Genomic DNA, 18,711 nt, shown 5'->3' with positions numbered 1-18,711 from the left:
AACGTTACGGTACATTCTCACTTCTTTTCATAAAGTAATGTTTGCGGTTTATCGACGGAAGTGACATGTAAAGAGTTCTCTCTTTACATGTCGTTTTTAAAAACTTACTGAAACTGCCCCAGCTTAGCATTGAGATTTTCCGCTAACTTGGAGAGATGATCCGCCGCAGAGGCGATCTCTTCGACGCTTCTGGCGTTTTCACTCGTAATCGCATTGATATTGGTAACAAGATCAACGATCTTATCGGTATCTTTAGCAATCTTATGAGAATTATCGGCACTCACGCTCACCGATGCTACGCTTTCGTTCATGACCGAGGTCGTAGAGATAATGGTATCTTCGACATTGGTTGAAACCGAAGCTAGATGACGAATGTTTTGAGCATTTTTACTCATCTTATCCGAAGAGTTAACGATGGATTGAACGATGACGTTAATCGTTGCGTTAATCTCGGTTAAAGACGATTGGGTACGTTCGGCAAGTTTACGGACTTCATCGGCAACCACCGCAAAGCCTCGTCCGTGTTCTCCCGCTCGGGCAGCTTCAATCGCGGCATTGAGTGCAAGCAAATTGGTTTGATCGGCAATATCGGAGATGACGGTTAAGATCTCTTTGACCTGTTCGGCATCTTTACTCATTTGTTCCAATTGTCCGGCAAGTGCACTTTCGGCTTCACTGGCAAGTTCGACTTCGTTTTTCAGTTGGATCACTTCATTTTTGGCGGTTTCGAGTTTATTCCCCGCAAGGGCGATACTTTGTTTCATCGATTCGGAGAGGATCGCCGTTTCTTGAACAAACTTTTTAATCGATACGATCTCTTCAATCGTATTGTTAACGATCACGGTACTGTTTTCGGCGTTTCTACCGATTTGCATACTGGTGGTGGAGAGTTCATGCGAAACCGAAGCGTTTTCGCTAGAAGAGCGTTTGACGTCTTCAATAATATGCTCTAAGGTATCTACCAGCGTATTAAAGCTATTGACGATCTCTTGGATCTCATTCTTTTTACCGTAATGGATACGAAACTTCAACTCTTTTTTTTGAACGAATCCACTGATACTATCTCGTATCAGATGCACTCCTTGCATCACGTTATTTCGGATCATCACGCCTAAGACAATCACGCTCAAGGCTACGATTAGGGAAAGTCCTATCATCATCGACGAGGCGCTATTCTTAGCTTCTACCGCCATCTTTGCATCACTTTCGGCGAGGTGTTGGTTGTAGGTCATATGTTCTTCAAAGAGTTTAGCCAATTGCGCCGTCGATGCACGATTAGCATAAACGATCGCTTTGGCTTCATCGTTTTTATCTTCGTCGGAAAGCTTAAAGACTTGATCCGTCATTGCAAGAAACGAGAACAAAAGCTCCTGTTCTTTTTTGTAAAATTCGCGATCTTTATCGTCGGAGAGTAAAACACTGTATTTTTTATAGTGGAGGTCAAAAGAAGTTTTATATTCTTTAAATTTGTTTTCTAACGCTTTTAATTCGCCTTTATCGTGCGACGATATATGCTCCCATATCGTAATACGCATAGCGTTAAAATCTTGCGACATATCTCCCATTAATAAAACGCTCGGTAAGGAGTTCACGTTACATGTATTGGTTTTTTCATATACCTGTTCCATCTTTGTCATTCCGATGCTAAAGACGGCAATAATTCCAAAAATAGCAATGCCGAGCATTGTTATCAACTGTTTTCCGATACTCATAAGGCAAACTCCTTTTACGATTGATTTTTGTTAAAATATATGCTTAAAAAATGACGATAAAATTCTTATACTATAAAGGATTCAATATGTTCACACGAATATGAAAAATATTAAGAAAATAAAACTGTGACAGTGTAAGACGAAAAGGAAAATAACGCAATGCCCTATAGGACATTGCGGTAAAGGAGCTATCAAAGTAAACTTACGTAAATTTTATCTTTGACATGTAGCAATGTTGTGAAAGATGATAAAATCATGTCCAAGAACGATATAGAATACGCCCATGAAAGGATTCGTAGCAATATTAGAAAATTGCGCGAAAAGAAAGGTAAAAGCCAGCTCGAAATGGCTTTAGCGATTGGACATACTTCCGCCGCATTTTATGCAAAGGCAGAATGTGGAATTCAAAATAAAAAATTTAACATTGAGCATCTTTGTAAAATTGCTAAAGTGTTGGATGTTGATATTTGCGAGTTTTTCGAGGGTCTTTAAATCCCTCGAAAATTAGCCCAGATTGGTATAGACGGCTTGAACGTCGTCGTCTTCTTCGATACGCTCGATGATTTTTTCAATATCGGGCATTTGCTCCTCGCTAGGATTGATCGGCGTGTTGGCGATACGCTCCAACGTTGCTTTAGTCAGTGCGATACCCAAACGCTCAAATGCGGCATTTAAGCTTCCGAAATTCGTATAGTCCGCATAGACGAGCACGACGCCGTCTTCTTCTTCGATCTCTTCCAAACCCGCATCGATGAGTTCTAATTCGAGTTCTTCCAAATCCATCGTCGCGGTTTTGGCAAATTCAAAAACGGCTTTTCGCGAAAACATAAATTCCAGCGAACCGTTGTTGAGCATCTCTCCGCCCGCTTTTTTAAACGCACTTTTGATGTTAGCGACGGTACGCGTATTATTGTCGGTTGCACATTCGACGAAAAAAAGCGACCCGTGAGGTCCTTTACCCTCGTACGTCGTTTCCGACAAGCTTTGCGCATCTTTACCGAGTGCGCGTTTAATTGCGGCATCGATATTGTCTTTGGGCATATTCTCCGCTTTCGCATTTAAGATCGCGGCTCTGAGTTTGGGGTTCATATCCGGATCGCCGCCGCCTTCTTTTGCGGCAATCATAATCATACGACCCAGACGCGGAAATATACGGGACATATTGCCCCATCGCTTTAATTTTGCGGCTTTTCGGTACTCAAACGCTCTTCCCATAGGGGTATATTCCTTCTTTGATAAAGTGTCAATTTTCTAATTATACCTTTTTAAAAATAAGAGTATGATTTGATAAAAACAAGGAAGCTTTTATGGAAGCGTTAAAAAAAATTTATCGAAAGCACGGGTTCGAGTTGGTCGTCGTACCCAACAAAGAAGCGGCGTTGCATGCGTCGATGAGCTTTATCCAACCGCACATGCGTATTGGATTTGGCGGTTCGCAAAGCGTCAAAGAGATCGGATTGTACGATTATGTTACTTCTCGTAAAGACCTGACGCTTTTTAATCAATACGAAGCGGGCATTAGCATGGAAGAAAACGTCAACCGCCGTCGCCAAGGTTTACTCTCCGACCTATACCTTTGCGGCACGAACGCACTTACCAAAGACGGCATCTTGGTCAATGCCGACGGTAGCGGAAATCGTGTTGCCGCGCAGATTTTTGGGCCTAAAAAGGTGTTGATTATCGCCGGTATCAATAAACTCGTCGAAAACATCGAAGAGGGCTTTAAACGTATTCGCGACGTCGCTAGCCCTAAAAACATCGAACGCATGAACGCGATAGCGATTAGTTTGGGCAAAGAACCGCGCTACTCGATGAACAACATCGGCAAAAAATTTACTTATATCAGTGGGGACGAAGAGGGGCGAACGACGATTATTCTCGTCGAAGAGTCGCTTGGCTACTAGCCGTAAAATGCTTCGCACGGAAACATTTTACATGTAAAGCGGCAAAGGTGTAACGTTTTTAGATTCTCCAAGGATTTTTTGATTAAAGTTAAAGACGTACGAAGTCTCGTCAACGTCTACGACATTTATTCTAAGGAGTCCTTGATGAAAAAAACGCTTTTAGCGACGAGTGCGGCGGTTTGCCTTGCTACGGCACTTTCCGCGGCAGAGTTTATTAATGTGTTAACCGGTGGAACCAGCGGTATTTATTATCCTTTGGGCGTTGCGCTTTCGCAGATGTACGCTAAAGCGATTCCCGATTCCAAAACGGCGGTTCAAGCGACCAAAGCAAGCGTGGAAAATCTCAATTTATTGCAAGCCGGACGCGGCGAAGTGGCGATCTCTTTGGGGGATTCGTTTTCGGACGCGTATAAAGGCGATGCGGATGCCGGATTTAAAGCACCTTTGGACAAACTACGCACCGTGTCGGCGTTGTATCCCAATTACATTCACTTTGTAGCCGCCGCGGATTCGGGAATCAAATCGTTTGCGGATATTAAAGGCAAGCGTATCTCCGTCGGCGCGCCTAAATCGGGAACGGCACTCAACTCTAAAAAGATTTTAGAAGCGGCGGGCATTAAATACGAAGATTTCTCAAAAGTCGAATATCTTTCGTATGCCGAGTCGGTCGAACTGATGAAAAACCGCCAACTTGACGTAACGCTTCTCTCCTCAGGTGCGGGTGTCGCGGCGCTGCGCGATTTGGCAACCTCTCAAAAGGTCGTTTTCCTGACGATTCCCGCCGAAATTGTCCAAAAAATCAACGATCCGGCATACCAAGTCGGTATTATTCCCGCCAACACGTATGAGGGGCAAACCAGCGACGTTAGCACGATTTCCGTTCAAAACTTTTTGGTAACGCATTCGGGCGTTTCCGAAAAAACGGTCTACACGATGACGAAAACGATGTTTGAAAACTTGGATCAAATGGTTGCCGCACATGCCGCCGCCAAAGGCATTTCGCTGGAAAATGCCGCCAAAAATCCTCCGGCTCCGATTCATCCGGGCGCATTGAAGTATTATAAAGAAAAAGGGCTTCTCTAAGAAGTGATGATCGAAGGCTCTTTGATGAGCCTTCTCAATTTGATTTACGATAAGGAAAAGAGAATGTCTGTTTTGATGCATGAAGAAAACCGTGAGGAAGAATCCGACTTCGAAGAGCACGGACACCAACGTCGACTCGTCGGTTGGGCGGCGTCTGCGGTCGTGTTCGGGGCGCTGGCGTTTTCGGCGTATCAGATTAGCGTTGCGGCGTTTCACCCCTTTTCGAGTCTGGTGATTCGCGCCTTACATGTCAGTTTTTTGATGTTTTTAATTTTTATGCTTTATCCGATGAACGCCAAAGGACGAAGCGAGCAAAGTATCCCTTGGTACGATGTTTTGCTCTCTTTACTCGGATTTGGCGTCGGGTTTTACCACCTGATTTTCGAAGCCGATTTGATCGAGCGTTCCGGCGATCCGACGAATGCGGATCTAATTGTAGCAACGTTGGCGTCCGTTTTGGTCTTTGAAGCCGCGCGTCGCGTGGTCGGTTGGGCGTTGACTTTTGTGTGTGCCGCCTTTTTGGCGTACGGCTTTTTCGGACAATACTTGCCGCTTTCGATCGCGCATCGCGGTTTTGGATTTGACCAAATCGTAGGGCAGCTTTATTTGGGAAGCGACGGTATTTTGGGAACGCCGACCTTAGTCTCCGCGACGTATATCTTTTTGTTTATTTTATTCGGAACGTTTTTGGAACATGCGGGGATGATTCGCCTTTTTAACGCTTTAGCGCTTGGACTCGTCGGGCGTGCGCAAGGCGGTCCCGCAAAAGTCGCGGTTATCTCTTCGGGACTTATGGGAACGATCTCGGGTTCGGGAGTCGCCAACGTTTTAACCGTCGGACAGTTTACGATACCGTTGATGAAACGTTTCGGTTACAGCTCTGTTTTCGCGGGTGCGGTGGAAGCAACCGCTTCAATGGGCGGTCAGATTATGCCTCCGGTTATGGGTGCGGTGGCGTTCATTATGGCGGAGACGCTCAACGTTCCGTATGCGGACATCGTGATGGCGGCGATTATTCCTGCGATGTTGTACTACGTCACGGCGTTTTGGATGGTACACTTGGAAGCGGGTAGACTCAAACTCTTAGGCATTCCCGCCGATCAGTGTCCTAATCCGTGGAAAGAGCTCAAAGCGAGCTGGCATTTGGCACTTCCTTTGGCGGCGTTGGTGTACATGTTGTTTCACGGTTTTACGCCGATGTTCGCGGGTATGATGGGCTTAACGTTGACGGCGGTATTGATTTTGGGTGCGGCAATTGCGGTGCGTATTTCCCAAAAGGCACTTCGCTACGTTTTTTGGTTTTCGCTAGGGCTGGGTGCGGCTTCGTTTATCGAATGGGGCATCGTGCCGGTTTTAGGCGTAATTGGCGTTCTTGTGGTGTTTAACTTTTTCGTGCAAGGCGGGAAAGAGACACTTTTAACAATGAAAAAAGCGTTGATAGACGGTGCCAAGCAAGCCTTGGGCGTGGGCATCGCATGTGCGATCGTCGGCGTGATTATCGGCGTATTGACGCTCACCGGAGCGGCGTCTAACTTTGCGGGATTTATCCTAGAAGTCGGTCAAACGAGCCTTTTCCTGTCGCTCTTGTTAACGATGGTGGCGTGTTTAATTTTGGGAATGGGTATTCCCACGATTCCCAATTACATTATTACCAGTTCCATTGCCGCACCGGCACTTCTAAAACTCGGCGTACCGTTGATCGTCAGCCATATGTTCGTTTTTTATTTCGGTATTATGGCAGACTTAACGCCGCCTGTTGCGTTAGCGGCGTTTGCCGCCGCGTCGATTGCTAAAGCCTCGGCGATGAAGATCGGCTTTAAAGCGACGCAAATCGCCATTGCCGGTTTTGTCGTTCCGTTTATGGCGGTCTACGATCCTTCGTTGATGTTGCAAGGCGATCCGACATGGACGGCGGTCGTTTATGTCGTCATTAAAGCACTTTTGGCGATTTTCTTATGGGGATGTGCGGCAATTGGTTATTTGTGGACGCCCCTAAAGGTCATCGAACGTGTCTGTGCCGCCGGTATCGCCGTTTTATTGGTTGCGGCATTGCCGATCACGGATGAAATAGGGTTTACTTTGGGAACGCTTTTTGTCGTTTGGAATCTTTGGAGACGTTATAAAGCGCAATGACGGCTTTGTGTATTAGCGCGGGGGTTGCTTCGATTACGTTATACGTCAATAGCTTTACCCTTGCGTGGATGCATTCGGTCGAGAAAATCCGTTGGGAAGAACAATGGACGATCCACGATAATGCCTTACATGTCGTTCTCGCAAGCGTACGCGGAAGCGGTGCGGGAATGGAACCGCCGCCTGATGCGCATTTGATAAACGGAACTTGGCAGTATACGCCGCATACCCCGCCTTTACAGACCTTGCGTTTAGCGCATTCGCCCTTTACGCAAGGTTACGAACTCTGCTTTGGGGGCGAATGTTATGCACTCGATGCGCTGATGCCCGAACTGCTGACGTTGGACACTATGATACTTGAAGCGTGCGAACGCTAAAATACCGCACTTTTTACGTGAGGTATTGTAGTGAAATCGGAACTTAAAAATTACGGCTATATTGTTTTAGGCTCGCTCTTTTTGGCGTACGGCGTCGTCTCGTTGTTTCTTCCCAACGCGTTGGTAACGGGCGGAACTTCAGGTATGGCACTTTTGGGTCACTATCTTTTTAACTTTCCCGTCGGCGTTTTAATGGTCGCGATTAACGCACCTTTATTGCTTTTGGGAACAAAATATTTCGGAAAGCATTTTACGCTTCGAAGCATCGTCGCGATCGGATTTACCTCTTTGTGCATCGATACGATGGCGGCTTTTGGTTTTCAAGCCTTGAGTCGCGACGTCATTTTAGCGGCGATTTTCGGCGGAATCGCCGTCGGTATAGGATTGGGTTTGATCTTTAGCGGTCACGCGTCTGCGGGCGGCTCGACTATTCTTGCAAAAATCGTTGCGGCAAAAACAACGCTCAAAGCCTCGACGGTGATGCTCATCATCGATATGTGCATTATCGTCTCTATCGCCTTTATCGCTAAAAATATCGATTTGGCGTTGTGGAGTTTGGTGAGTATTTATATTACCGCTAAGAGCGTCGATATGTTTTTAACGCGCGGACCTTCAAAAAAAGTCGTGCATATCGTTTCGACGAAAATCGAAGCACTGTGCGAAGCGATCGTCGAACATCTAGGCAAAAACGGTACGATCGTCCACGGGGAGGGTATTTTTGAGAACGAATCCAAGCGTATGATCTTTTTGGTCGTCGAAAACGCGCGTATTCCACGCTTGAAAGAGCTGATTCAAACCATCGATAAAGAAGCGTTTATGGTTGTCATGGAGGCTTCGGAACTCTTGGGTCGCGGGCACTAAAACGATTTTTTGATCTGGATGCTCATCTGATTGTTTTGTTTATCTATACCCGTTTTATCGTATAAAATGCCTAAATTAAGTCCTTTTGAGAGTTCATTGAGTTTAAAATCGGTATAAACGCCCGTGTAAGAGAGCGTTGTTTGCTCGTGCGTCGTCAAAACGTAACGCGAGCCCAAAACGACGTTACTTCGCAACGCGTAATTGACGTCGAAAGCATACGCTTCGGTATTGGGCATGTAATTGTTCGAGCTTAAGACCGAAGAGGTCGGCAAAAGGTGGTCTTTGCCCTCAAGATCGCTTGAAGCGCTTCGCATACCGTTCATCACTTGCGAATAGGCAACGTAACTGCTCAATGCGTCTAAATTGACTTGCGCTTTCATACCGAATGCATTGGTCGTTTCGACGCTTTTTTCGGCCAAACTTTGGCGGTACGTGTCGGCATAGTAGTTCGCGCTCAATTTGTAATGCAAAAAATCCGTCGCGTTTTGATAGCGTGCTTCGGTATAGTAAATCGTATTGTCGTTACTGTTATCGTAGGTTTTTTGTGCAAAGGATTGCGTCGCCATTTCGAGTTTGATGCCGTCTCGCGGCGCAGTTTGATAATGAAAAAAGACTTTTTGGCTTCGAGAACTTGAAAAAGGAATCTCCTCTTCATCGTTTTCATAATAATTGGCGGTGATTTTATGGGTCAAGTTGCCGTCTAAAAGGGCATCGACCAAAGCTTCAAACGCGAATAAAGTGCAGGGGAAAAGAAAAAGAAGTAAATGTTTCATGGGATCAAAATGAAAAGCAAAGCCGCCGAAGCGGCTTTACATGTTAAGCATAGGCAGAATGCATTACATCATTCCGCCCATGCCTCCCATACCGCTCATATCCGGCATTGCGGGAGCTTTTTCTTCTTTAATGTTGGTAATCGTAGCTTCCGTGGTTAAAAGAAGGCTTGCTACGGAAACGGCATTTTGAAGGGCGATTCTCGATACTTTAACCGGATCGACGATACCGGCTTCAAACATATCGACGTATTCGCCGCTTGCCGCGTTAAAGCCGTAATTGGCTTTGGTGCTTGTTAAAACGTTGTGTGCAACGACGCCCGCGTCAAAGCCTGCGTTTTCGGCAATTTGTTGAAGCGGAGCTTTGAGTGCTCGTGTTACGATCTCGGCACCGATTGCTTCGTCGCCGCTGAGAGAAAGCGAAACTTTGGCATTGGCAAGGATGAACGCGGAACCGCCGCCGACAACGATACCTTCTTCGACTGCCGCTTTGGTTGCAGAAAGCGCGTCATCTACGCGATCTTTTTTCTCTTTCATTTCGGTTTCGGTTGCCGCACCTACTTTAATGACCGCAACGCCGCCGCTGAGTTTGGCAAGTCTTTCTTGAAGTTTTTCTCTGTCGTAGTCGCTGCTGGTTTCTGCGATTTGTGCTTTGATTTGTGCAACGCGTCCGTCGATACGTGCTTTTTCTCCGTTACCGTTGACGATAGTCGTATTGTCTTTGTCGATGACGATGCGAGCTGCTTGACCGAGGTCTGCCAAGGTAGCCGCTTCAAGCGTGCGTCCTAGCTCTTCGCTGATTACTTCGCCGCCGCTGATGATCGCGATGTCTTCAAGCATTGCTTTTCTTCGATCGCCAAAGCCCGGAGCTTTTACCGCCGCAATGTTTAAAACGCCTCTGAGTTTGTTGACAACAAGGGTTGCCAAGGCTTCGCCGTCGATGTCTTCGGCAATGATAAGAAGCGGTTTACCGGTTTTTTGAACTTGCTCAAGAACCGGAAGAAGGTCTTTGAGGTTGGAGATTTTTTTGTCGAACAATAAAATGAAAGGATGCTCTAAAATCGTTTGCATTTTTTCAGGGTTGGTTACAAAGTACGGAGAGAGGTAACCGCGATCAAATTGCATACCTTCAACGACGTCAAGCTCGTCTTGGATACCTTTAGCTTCTTCAACGGTGATAACGCCGTCTTTACCGACTTTTTCCATCGCTTCAGCGATCAATCCGCCGATAACGGTGTCGGAGTTAGCGGAAATCGTTGCTACTTGAGCGATCTCTTTTTTATCTTTTACGGCTTTTGCCATTTTTTTAAGTTCTGCGATGATCGCTTCGGCCGCTTTGTCCATACCGCGTTTAACTTCAACGGGGTTTGCACCTGCGGTGATGTTTCTAAGACCTTCTTTAAAAATAGCATGCGCTAAAACGGTTGCCGTCGTTGTACCGTCACCTGCTTGGTCTGCCGTTTTAGAAGCGACTTCTTTGACCAATTGCGCACCCATATTTTCAACGGTTTCTTTAAGCTCAATCTCTTTTGCGACGGATACGCCGTCTTTTGTGATGCTTGGAGCACCAAAACTTTTTTGAATCAATACGTTGCGACCGCGTGGTCCCATCGTTACTTTTACCGCATCGTTTAATTTTTTAACGCCTTCGTAAAGGGCATTTCTTGCGCTGTCTGCAAATTGAATCTCTTTTGCCATTCGTGTTTCCTTATAATATGTTCGTGTGGTAGATTAATAAATTAGAGTACGCCGAGAATATCGTCGATATTCATCACTAAATAGGTCTTTGCATCAAGCGTTAATTCCGTTCCGGCATATTTTCCGAAGACGACTTTATCGCCGACTGAAACAAGTCCTTTGTCTTCAATTTTTGGACTGACTGCTCTAACAATACCGCTGAGAGGTTTTTCTTTGGCATTGTCAGGAATGATAATACCTGTCGCTGTAGTCGTAGCTTCTTCGACTCTTTCGAGAAGTACGCGTTTTCCAAGTGGTTTGAAAGTCATGTTTTTCGTCCTTTTGACTGAAATTTTAGCACTCTTTTATTTAGAGTGACAGAATTTTACACAAAACAACGTAAAATGTCAAGCAAAAAACCCTAAAACTTTAGTCTTATATACTCAATGTTTTTTAGTTTTTTTTGAACGGTCGTTTTCTATTTAAAATTAACCGAAATATAAGTTTCTAAGCTATATAATTGCGTCTCTTTATTAGGTGTCAAGGTAGCTCAGCTGGTTAGAGCGCTGGTCTCATAAGCCGGAGGTCGAGAGTTCAAGTCTCTCTCTTGACACCACTTCCAAATACTCTAAAATCCGTTATCATAGTAGTTCAAATCACGTTTTTGATACTTTCGCCGTGAAAATAATGTGACGCAATTTAGGCTTAAAAATTCCTAGCAGAAACTTCTTTTTTCTATTCTTGCTTCTCAACGCAAAGCATGGTTTGTAGCGTTTATTTATCAACGGTTTACTAATTTTTCTTATACTGGGTATACCCCATTATTTGATCTGTTTTTATCACGTAAGGCTCTTTTGCGTAGAAAGAGCCTTCAAGGTCATAACCTATGAAAACTCTCTCTATTTTAGGCGCAGGTTGGTTGGGCTTGGAACTTGCTCAAACACTTAAAGATCGCTATAGTATCAAGCTTGCTGCTCGAAATGAAGAAGCCAAGCATAGGCATAGGGACTTAGGTTTTGAGTCTTACGTTTTAACGGAAAATAGGTATGAAAACCTTGATGCATTACTGTCGTGTGAGTATCTTTTTATCAACTATCCGCCATCCAAATTTAATGATTTTCTCCCATTTCTGACCAAACTCTCGGAACATCCTTCCTTTTTAAGCGTTGAAAAAATATTTTTCGTGAGTTCGACTTCTCTTTACCCCAAAGCTTCCGGTATTTATGATGAAAAGAGTGAAATAACTTCAGCATCAAATCCCGTATATTATGAAGCAGAAAAGCATCTTCAGAAAAAAGTACATGTTATCTTCCGATGCGCCGGATTAATGGGCGGCGGTCGCATTGCTAGCAAATATGTTTCGAACACGCTTGTGACGGACGGAAAAAGTCGCGTCAATCATGTTCATCGAATCGATGTGATTCGGGCGGTGATCTTTGCGATGGAGCATGATCTTCAAGGTATTTTCAATCTCTGCGCGCCCATGCATCCTACCAAAGAGGAACTTTACGTCTATCAGTGTGAGCAATGTCGGTTCGTACCTCCTTCTTTTAGCGACAACGTAGCTTCCACACAACGTATAATCGACGGCAGAAAGCTTGAAGACCTCGGCTTTGCATATCTGTGGAAAAATCCAATGGAGTTTTTTCATTAATATCGTGAAACCCCAGAGGCTAGAGCTAAGAGGGTAACTTTCTTACATGTAAGAAATCAGATGGACTCCAAACGGAAAAAAGTGGGCAAAAAACAAAGGAGTGTTTGCTAAAATAAGCCTAACATGTAAGGCATCAATCAAGAGGTAAAGAGGGTAAATCACAAGAGAAAAGAGCCGAAAAAGCTCTAAAAGTTAGAGCCCTCTTTTTTCTAAAAATTATATATTGGATTATTGGGATGGGCATATTAAATAAACAACGAAGAATTAAAAAGAAAAAAATCGCTGAAAAAAAGAAAAAAAGATCACTAAATCAGATTAATACTATTCATACAAAAGAAGAAAAAAACACTATCAAATTTACAGCTATCCCAAATCCCTTAGCTAATCTTTCTATCGAAAAAAGACAGTTATTACTTCAAAAGATAAAAGAAGAAGCACAAAAAAATTATCAAGAATCTTTAGAAAAAATCCAACAAATGATTCTTGAATACGATGCTCCATTGCTTATGTCAATATTGTCAAATTATTATTTAACTTCCAATATTGGACAGAATGGTGTTGATAAAAAAGAAAAAAATATAAGTCAATCGCATATTGAAATCCTACAAGCTCTTTTTTTACGAATCAATCCAACATTATTAAAAAATAGAATCTTTGCTCCACATATTACTCAGGAGCTTATAGATACTTTACCGATATTAACGACAGCGATATATAATAAAAATATGAATCCTGAAGATTTAGAACTATCTCAAGAAAAATTAGTTCAAAAGAGTATTCAATCTTGGGTGCAAGCATATACTCAAACCGTTAGGAATTGGGGTTTTATTTTTCAAGTAAAAAATATTTCTCAAGAAGTTTATAGCAATTTTGACTCAAAGTTAGTAGAAACCTATGGTTTTAGTTGCTCAAATCTCATTCAATTTTTTAATTGTTTGCTTCAAGATATTGAAGAATCAACAAATCAGCGAATGACTTTTTTACGAGATTTAAATAATACAAAAGATATTCAAGATATTCTAAAAAAATATCATAGAGCAATGAAACTAGGAGATAATATCGATGATTTAATCGCTATGTATGAAAGTTTAGGTATACCAAAACAACAGGTTATTTATCATCTATTAGCACATAATGATTTAACATTAATTGATTATTATACATTTTCAGGAGATGAGATTTCTAAATTAACTAATCTTCCTTTAGAAACAATAGAATCAGTGATAAATCATCTAAGCTACTCAGTCGGTGAATTAATTGATTATCCAATAGAACATATCTTTTTAGCAAATCCAATTTGGCTAAAACCAATTGTTAAATTACCTCATAACAAAATATTTTGTCCACTTCCTCAATTATTCTTCAGTTTTATTTTAAAAAATTTTGATCATTTGATAAATCAAATTGATAGCATTAAATTATCTCAAGTTAAAGCCAAATATTTAGAAAATAAAATACAAGAGATAGTGCATAGAAAATTTCCAGAACAATTAACAGTATCAAGTATAAAATGGAAATTAGAAAATGTTGAATATGAGACTGATTTGATAGCTTTTATTGGTTCTTATGCTGTTATTATTGAAGCCAAATCACATACTATCTCTGATGAGGCACTCAGAGGAGCTCCAGGTAGGTTAAAAAAGAAAATTTATGAAATATTGGTTGAACCTAACCTTCAATCCAATAGGTTTAAGCAAAAATTAGAATATTTGATTAAAAACCCACATATTGATGACCCTCTTAGAAAAAAATTGCCAATTGATTTATCAACCATTCACAAGATACTGCGAGTCTCTATTACATTAGAATATTTTGCTGCACTTCAAACAAATGTATATGAATTAAAAGATACTGGATGGATACCTAAAGATTATTCACCTTGTCCGACAATGAATCTTGCTGATTTTGAAACATTATTTGATATCTTTGAACATCCAATCCAAATTTTAAATTATTTGGAACAAAGATCTGAAATTGAGGGTACGCTTTTGTACAAAGGAGATGAGCTTGATCTAATGGGGCTTTATATGGAAAATCATTTTAATTTCTCTAATATAGATACTCAAGGCATTTTAATGATTTCAGGCGCATCAAAAAAAATTGAGGCATATTATGAATCTCTTGCAGAAGGAATAACTATCCCAAAACCTGTACCAATTATGAATCAGTTTTTCGAAAATATTTTATTACAATTAGAGAATAGAAAACCTTCACGTTGGCTAGAAATAGGAAGTATTATTTATCGGTTATTGCCTCAAGATCAAATTAAAATAGTCACTGAAGTAAAAAACCTCAAAACTAATGTTAGAAAAAATTGGCACAAAACAGGGCATAAAAATTTACTTATTTATACTCCCCCATTATCTTCTGAATATGCATTTTGTTTTGTTATCTTTAATGAACAAAATAAAGAAGATCGATATAAATTTTGTGAAGAAGCCGCATCTATGTCTTTAGAATCATCACATGTGAAATATTGTGTTGCAATTGGTCTCAATATTGATAGAGAAGATATGGCCTATGCATTAATAGGTGTTTATCAGTGAATTAAATAATCAAGTATCATTTTTTTTCCATCTTGCTTTTTTTGCTTTTTGATTAGAAATTTTGGAACGCAATTGAATCACTGTTTCTTTTTGTCTCTTTAAATCTGAACTAAGTTTTAAATGTAGAATTACATGTAAGACAAAAAAGAATACCGTAATGGACAATAAAATAACCCCAAGTGGTATTACAAAATCAAATAATGAATGTATATCTTTAGACATTTGTTCTTGATTTATATTTTGTAGTTCATATTGACTAAAAAAAAGTTTAACTGCAAAATTAGCAACTATATTGAAGCTGTAAGCAACACCAGCAATAAGTAAGGGAACCCAAACTAAAAGAAATTTCTTTCCAGCTATTTGATTGTCTTGAATCAATTTATTAATGTGCGTATGTTCTTCTTTAAGGATTTCTTCTGATTTGATTTCATTAAGCGTTACGATATTAATATCACGTCTATTTTCTTTCTTCAAAAATTGAAACATAATATAACTCCGATCAAAATTAGTTTTCAACATTGTATCTAAATGTTAAAATTCGAGTAATAAAACTAATGGGTCTAACCTTTTAACCCTTTTGTATGTCAACGATTTTCAACTCAAAAGCTTTACATGTAAGAAAATACACAAAGACTGCGATGCCTGAATGCTCGAGTATTCAATGAGACGAGGGTGCTAGCCTTCTGCGAACATCTTTGTAAAACTTCCTGAAAATCGACCTGTTTTGAGTCGGGCGTCTTCACACAAAAGACGTTCTATGATGCACTTTGATGCACGCGTAGTTTCAATGTTTACGATCTCTAAAGATTATTTATGATAGTCTTAAAAAATATTTGCCGACACGCGTCCTTCTAACACAATCGTTGGTTTATCCCATGTACATGTCAGACATTGAGAAGGGCGAAGATGCCAAATTGAGGAAGGATAGACAAGGGTCTTGACGATCTTTGAAATCCGCTTTGAAGGAAAACGCTAAGATGGTGAGTGCATTGTCCGCATTAATGCAAGAAAAATTCAATGCTTTAAAAGAGTATCGCATTATCGAGTATAAAAAATACCCTTGGTATGATCCCGTCACGAAAAAGATTAGCAGTATGGGGCGTTGGGCGTATCCTAACGTCAAAACGAAGTCTACGCCCGATGGGACGGTTAAACTGGAGTGGGAGATTGACGCTCAAACGGTCAAAGCACTGGAACGTCGAGGGCTGATCAAGCCTATTGATTTTGGTGTAGACGCTAGAGGAAAAATCCCCATTCGTTACGAGATTTGCGAGTAAAAAGAGGTTTCAAAAGTCAAGAGGCGCGACTTGACATGTAACGCTAAGGCGGATTTTTATACGATAAAAAACGGTTTAATAGTGTTATAAAACCGTTTTTTTACGGTTATTGTTTTTCAGACTTCCCCATTCTCATCGCCGCCATTTTGATAAATTTCCCGACACTCATACCGTAGCTATCTGCCGCCGATTGGACGATGGCGAGTTCGCTCGGGCTAAAATAGACGGCGTAGCGATTTTCCTTGGCGTGTTCGCTCGGCGGTTTTTTGGGGCGTCCGCCTTTTTTGCGTTCGCTTTCGGCAAAGGTTGACGTGGACGTTGTTTTGGCTTTTCCGAGGATAGAATCGATGGATTTTTTTTCTGCCATAACGCTATTCTCCTTTGAAGAGTTCAAGAAGCGATCGGTATTGTTGATAAACCGTTTTATAAGCACATTTGGACAGCGGCGTTTCGTGGTACAGCTCAGAGAGACTCAAACCGGTTTCAATACTGTTCTTAAATGCTTTTGACAATCGCAGTTCAAAAAACTCCAAATTATCAAAATGAGCCGATATGGCATCTTTGACCGCTTGAAAGTCGCTCTCTTTTTCCGTTTTGGTCACAAGGATGAAAAGGCGGTTGTTCAAGGCTTGTATCTCTTCGATCGTTTCGACGGTTCGTAAAATGGAATTATAATCCGTCGATGTCGGAATCAGTACCGCATCGCTGACTTTTAAGATCGGTAAAACGCCGGTCGTGACGAATCCTCCAAAATCGTAAACGCAATTCTCGATAATCTCCGGAGTCGGAGATATTTTTGCCATTTCCGGATAGATGGATTCGATGACGGAATTATCGTTGGATTGGAGATAATACCCTAAATCTTTCGCGAGCGAAAAAGCAATCGGCGTTTTGCCGACGCCGCCTTTTTTGTTGATAACCGATAAAATCATATTTAACCCTTTAATAACGCTATTTAATGAGTATATTATAGTTAAATATACTCTAATTTTCAAGAAAAGCGGTGTGCCATACGATGAGACTAAGAACACGTCGAAGGTAAGTGTTTGTCCAAAATATAACGCAAGACATAACGAAAATAACGTATACTTTTAAAAATAAACGCAAGAGGAGCGCGTGATGATTGTTTGGAAAGGTTGGGGTATCTTGGCTATAGTGATTGCTATAGTATGTTCCGTGGCGATGCAACTTCTATGCGATGCCGTGTTTGGGTCAGGGTACTATCGAAGTTCACGTTGGGCGATGCCTTTGGCATTGTTTTTGGCATCGGGGATTATCTTCTTTGTCGGGCAAAAACTCAACCGTAAACCGGGGAAGGTGGTCATCGACAAAGAGACCAACGAAGAGTATATCTTAAAAAGTACGCACTCTTTGTTTTGGATACCGCTTCAATACTGGGGTATCGTTACGGCGGTATTGGCAGTGTGGATGTATGCGGTAAGTCAGTAAAATAAAATACTCAAGAGGAAATAAACGAATGAAAAAATTGTTTCACTTAATGGTAGTAATAGCATTGCTCGGTAGTGCGTCTTTGATAGTTGCCGAAGAGTCTTTCCCCAAACCGCTTTGTTTGGATGGTACGTGTGTTTATGTCAACTCAAAAGGAGAGCCCGTATTCGGTGGAAAAATATTTTATTATGCGCATCATTTTTCACAAAATGGATTAGCCGCAGTAAGAGTTGAAAAATTCAGCAGCAAATATGGATTTATTAATGCGAAAGGAGAAGCAGCGACGCCTTTTACACTTGATGGTAAGTATGGCATGTATGATTTCGCGCTTAACGGTTTGGCAAAAATAAAACTCGAAGAGCGATATGGTTATATCGATAAAGATAGTTTCACTACCGGAAAATTGGCCATGAAAAGCAATTTTGAAGAAGCAAGCGATTTTGCACCGAACGGTTTGGCTTTAGTGAAAAAAATTGACAAGTACGGCTATATCAATGCGCAAGGGGAAATGGTCATTCCTGCGACATTTAGGTTTGCATATCCTTTTGCGGCGAACGGTTTAGCCGTTGTCGTCACAAATGACTCAAAATACGGTTATATCAATAGCAAAGGAGAAATGGTTATTCCCGCAAAATTCGATCATGCCGCCGATTTTGGTTCCAACGGATTGGCTGCCGTTCAAGTCAGAACATATGAATCAAAATACGGTTACATTAATACTAAAGGTGAAATGGTTATTCCCGCAAAATTCGATACGGCAGAAATGTTTACATCAAATGGATTAGCATGTGTTGGAATTGATGCCGTTGGAGACGGTGATAAACGGGACTATTTGTATGGATATGTGAATGAGCAAGGTAAAGTAATCATTCCAGCATCATTTAAATATGCTGGGCATTTTAAATCTAATGGTTTTGCAGAAGTGGAAGTGAATAATAAATGGGTATTTATCAACGCAAAAGGTGAAATAGTTACACAAGAAAAGTTCAATGACATTTTTAAGTTTTACCCTAATATTGCAAATGGCTTATATGAAGTTAAACGTAATGGTAAAGTAATACTAATAGATGCAACAGGAAAAGAGTATAGTTCTAAAGCGTATGAGATTTTAAAAAAAGAAGTGAATAAAAAATAATACACGCAATGATGACCTCTTACATGTAAAGGCAAATATGCACGAGGTCATCGGCGATTTTCGCGGGCATCTTTAAACTTTAAAAGCCTTTGATCTAAGCTACCGACGGATGCAACGCTTGTTTGGGTACGGGAAA

The 18,711-nt window shown here is 41.5% G+C and carries 19 protein-coding genes and 1 tRNA gene; 12 read left to right on the top strand and 8 right to left on the bottom strand.

Going from position 1 to position 18,711, the window contains the following annotated elements:
* Positions 1-104: 104 nt before the first annotated feature.
* A complete protein-coding gene (locus NL930_RS08980) occupies positions 105-1,712 on the bottom strand; it encodes a methyl-accepting chemotaxis protein (RefSeq protein ID WP_254376450.1) in 1,608 nt (535 codons plus the stop codon).
* Between the two features lie 255 nt (positions 1,713-1,967).
* Here NL930_RS08980 and NL930_RS08975 point away from each other — a divergent pair, with 255 nt between their 5' ends.
* Entirely contained in the window at positions 1,968-2,204 is a 237-nt protein-coding gene (locus NL930_RS08975) for a helix-turn-helix domain-containing protein (RefSeq protein ID WP_144441006.1), read from the top strand.
* A gap of 12 nt (positions 2,205-2,216) precedes the next feature.
* Here NL930_RS08975 and NL930_RS08970 read toward each other — a convergent pair whose 3' ends face one another.
* Positions 2,217-2,927: a YebC/PmpR family DNA-binding transcriptional regulator gene (locus tag NL930_RS08970; RefSeq protein ID WP_039675703.1), complete on the bottom strand. Its 711-nt coding sequence runs from the start codon at positions 2,925-2,927 to the stop codon at positions 2,217-2,219.
* Positions 2,928-3,019: 92 nt separating this feature from the next.
* Between NL930_RS08970 and NL930_RS08965 the strand changes: the two genes are divergently transcribed.
* The 5 genes from NL930_RS08965 to NL930_RS08945 all read left to right on the top strand — a co-directional run bounded on the left by NL930_RS08965 (position 3,020) and on the right by NL930_RS08945 (position 8,067).
* Positions 3,020-3,616 (top strand): lactate utilization protein, encoded by a 597-nt coding sequence (locus tag NL930_RS08965; protein ID WP_254376449.1) that lies wholly within the window; start codon positions 3,020-3,022, stop codon positions 3,614-3,616.
* 144 nt (positions 3,617-3,760) lie between these two features.
* A complete protein-coding gene (locus tag NL930_RS08960) occupies positions 3,761-4,699 on the top strand; it encodes a TAXI family TRAP transporter solute-binding subunit (RefSeq protein ID WP_039675707.1) in 939 nt (312 codons plus the stop codon).
* Between the two features lie 63 nt (positions 4,700-4,762).
* Positions 4,763-6,832 carry a TRAP transporter permease gene (locus NL930_RS08955; RefSeq protein WP_254376448.1) on the top strand — a complete coding sequence of 690 codons (2,070 nt, stop codon included), beginning with the start codon at positions 4,763-4,765 and terminating at the stop codon, positions 6,830-6,832.
* Positions 6,829-7,206, top strand: coding sequence for a DUF1850 domain-containing protein (locus NL930_RS08950; protein ID WP_254376447.1), 378 nt, complete (start codon positions 6,829-6,831; stop codon positions 7,204-7,206). Before NL930_RS08955 ends, NL930_RS08950 begins: the two co-directional genes overlap by 4 nt.
* A gap of 30 nt (positions 7,207-7,236) precedes the next feature.
* A complete protein-coding gene (locus tag NL930_RS08945) occupies positions 7,237-8,067 on the top strand; it encodes a YitT family protein (RefSeq protein WP_254376446.1) in 831 nt (276 codons plus the stop codon).
* On the opposite strand, the gene NL930_RS08940 is transcribed toward NL930_RS08945, so the two are convergent.
* From NL930_RS08940 to groES, 3 genes are all read right to left on the bottom strand, one after another.
* The gene (locus NL930_RS08940; protein ID WP_254376445.1) at positions 8,064-8,840 is read right to left on the bottom strand and encodes a hypothetical protein; all 777 of its coding nucleotides are present in this window, start codon (positions 8,838-8,840) and stop codon (positions 8,064-8,066) included. The genes NL930_RS08945 and NL930_RS08940 overlap by 4 nt on opposite strands.
* A gap of 63 nt (positions 8,841-8,903) precedes the next feature.
* Positions 8,904-10,535 (bottom strand): chaperonin GroEL, encoded by a 1,632-nt coding sequence (gene groL, locus NL930_RS08935; protein WP_254376444.1) that lies wholly within the window; start codon positions 10,533-10,535, stop codon positions 8,904-8,906.
* A gap of 41 nt (positions 10,536-10,576) precedes the next feature.
* The gene (gene groES / locus NL930_RS08930) at positions 10,577-10,843 is read right to left on the bottom strand and encodes a co-chaperone GroES (RefSeq protein ID WP_041963813.1); all 267 of its coding nucleotides are present in this window, start codon (positions 10,841-10,843) and stop codon (positions 10,577-10,579) included.
* A gap of 210 nt (positions 10,844-11,053) precedes the next feature.
* On the opposite strand from groES, the gene NL930_RS08925 reads away from it, so the two are divergent.
* The 3 genes from NL930_RS08925 to NL930_RS08915 all read left to right on the top strand — a co-directional run bounded on the left by NL930_RS08925 (position 11,054) and on the right by NL930_RS08915 (position 14,714).
* A tRNA-Met gene (locus tag NL930_RS08925) sits at positions 11,054-11,130 on the top strand.
* A 270-nt stretch (positions 11,131-11,400) separates the two neighbouring features.
* The gene (locus tag NL930_RS08920; protein ID WP_254376443.1) at positions 11,401-12,168 is read left to right on the top strand and encodes a hypothetical protein; all 768 of its coding nucleotides are present in this window, start codon (positions 11,401-11,403) and stop codon (positions 12,166-12,168) included.
* 236 nt (positions 12,169-12,404) lie between these two features.
* Positions 12,405-14,714: a hypothetical protein gene (locus NL930_RS08915; protein WP_254376442.1), complete on the top strand. Its 2,310-nt coding sequence runs from the start codon at positions 12,405-12,407 to the stop codon at positions 14,712-14,714.
* Positions 14,715-14,723: 9 nt separating this feature from the next.
* Here the strand turns inward: NL930_RS08915 and NL930_RS08910 are convergent, their stop codons facing one another.
* Entirely contained in the window at positions 14,724-15,200 is a 477-nt protein-coding gene (locus NL930_RS08910) for a hypothetical protein (protein WP_254376441.1), read from the bottom strand.
* A gap of 491 nt (positions 15,201-15,691) precedes the next feature.
* On the opposite strand from NL930_RS08910, the gene NL930_RS08905 reads away from it, so the two are divergent.
* On the top strand, positions 15,692-15,991 hold the full coding sequence (locus tag NL930_RS08905; protein WP_039675736.1) for a hypothetical protein: 300 nt from the start codon (positions 15,692-15,694) through the stop codon (positions 15,989-15,991).
* Between the two features lie 106 nt (positions 15,992-16,097).
* On the opposite strand, the gene NL930_RS08900 is transcribed toward NL930_RS08905, so the two are convergent.
* Both NL930_RS08900 and NL930_RS08895 read right to left on the bottom strand, forming a co-directional pair.
* Entirely contained in the window at positions 16,098-16,358 is a 261-nt protein-coding gene (locus NL930_RS08900) for a hypothetical protein (RefSeq protein ID WP_039675737.1), read from the bottom strand.
* Positions 16,359-16,362: 4 nt separating this feature from the next.
* Positions 16,363-16,923 (bottom strand): ParA family protein, encoded by a 561-nt coding sequence (locus NL930_RS08895; RefSeq protein WP_039675739.1) that lies wholly within the window; start codon positions 16,921-16,923, stop codon positions 16,363-16,365.
* A 187-nt stretch (positions 16,924-17,110) separates the two neighbouring features.
* Between NL930_RS08895 and NL930_RS08890 the strand changes: the two genes are divergently transcribed.
* Complete coding sequence (locus NL930_RS08890) at positions 17,111-17,440, top strand: hypothetical protein (RefSeq protein ID WP_060826309.1); 330 nt, start codon at positions 17,111-17,113, stop codon at positions 17,438-17,440.
* A 28-nt stretch (positions 17,441-17,468) separates the two neighbouring features.
* Positions 17,469-18,575: a WG repeat-containing protein gene (locus tag NL930_RS08885; RefSeq protein WP_060826308.1), complete on the top strand. Its 1,107-nt coding sequence runs from the start codon at positions 17,469-17,471 to the stop codon at positions 18,573-18,575.
* Positions 18,576-18,711 lie beyond the last annotated feature (136 nt).

It is taken from the genome of Sulfurospirillum sp. hDNRA2 (assembly GCF_024206095.2).
Lineage (GTDB): Bacteria > Campylobacterota > Campylobacteria > Campylobacterales > Sulfurospirillaceae > Sulfurospirillum.
The sequence above is the reverse complement of the archived record's forward strand: the minus strand, read 5'-3'. Positions and strand labels throughout refer to the sequence as shown.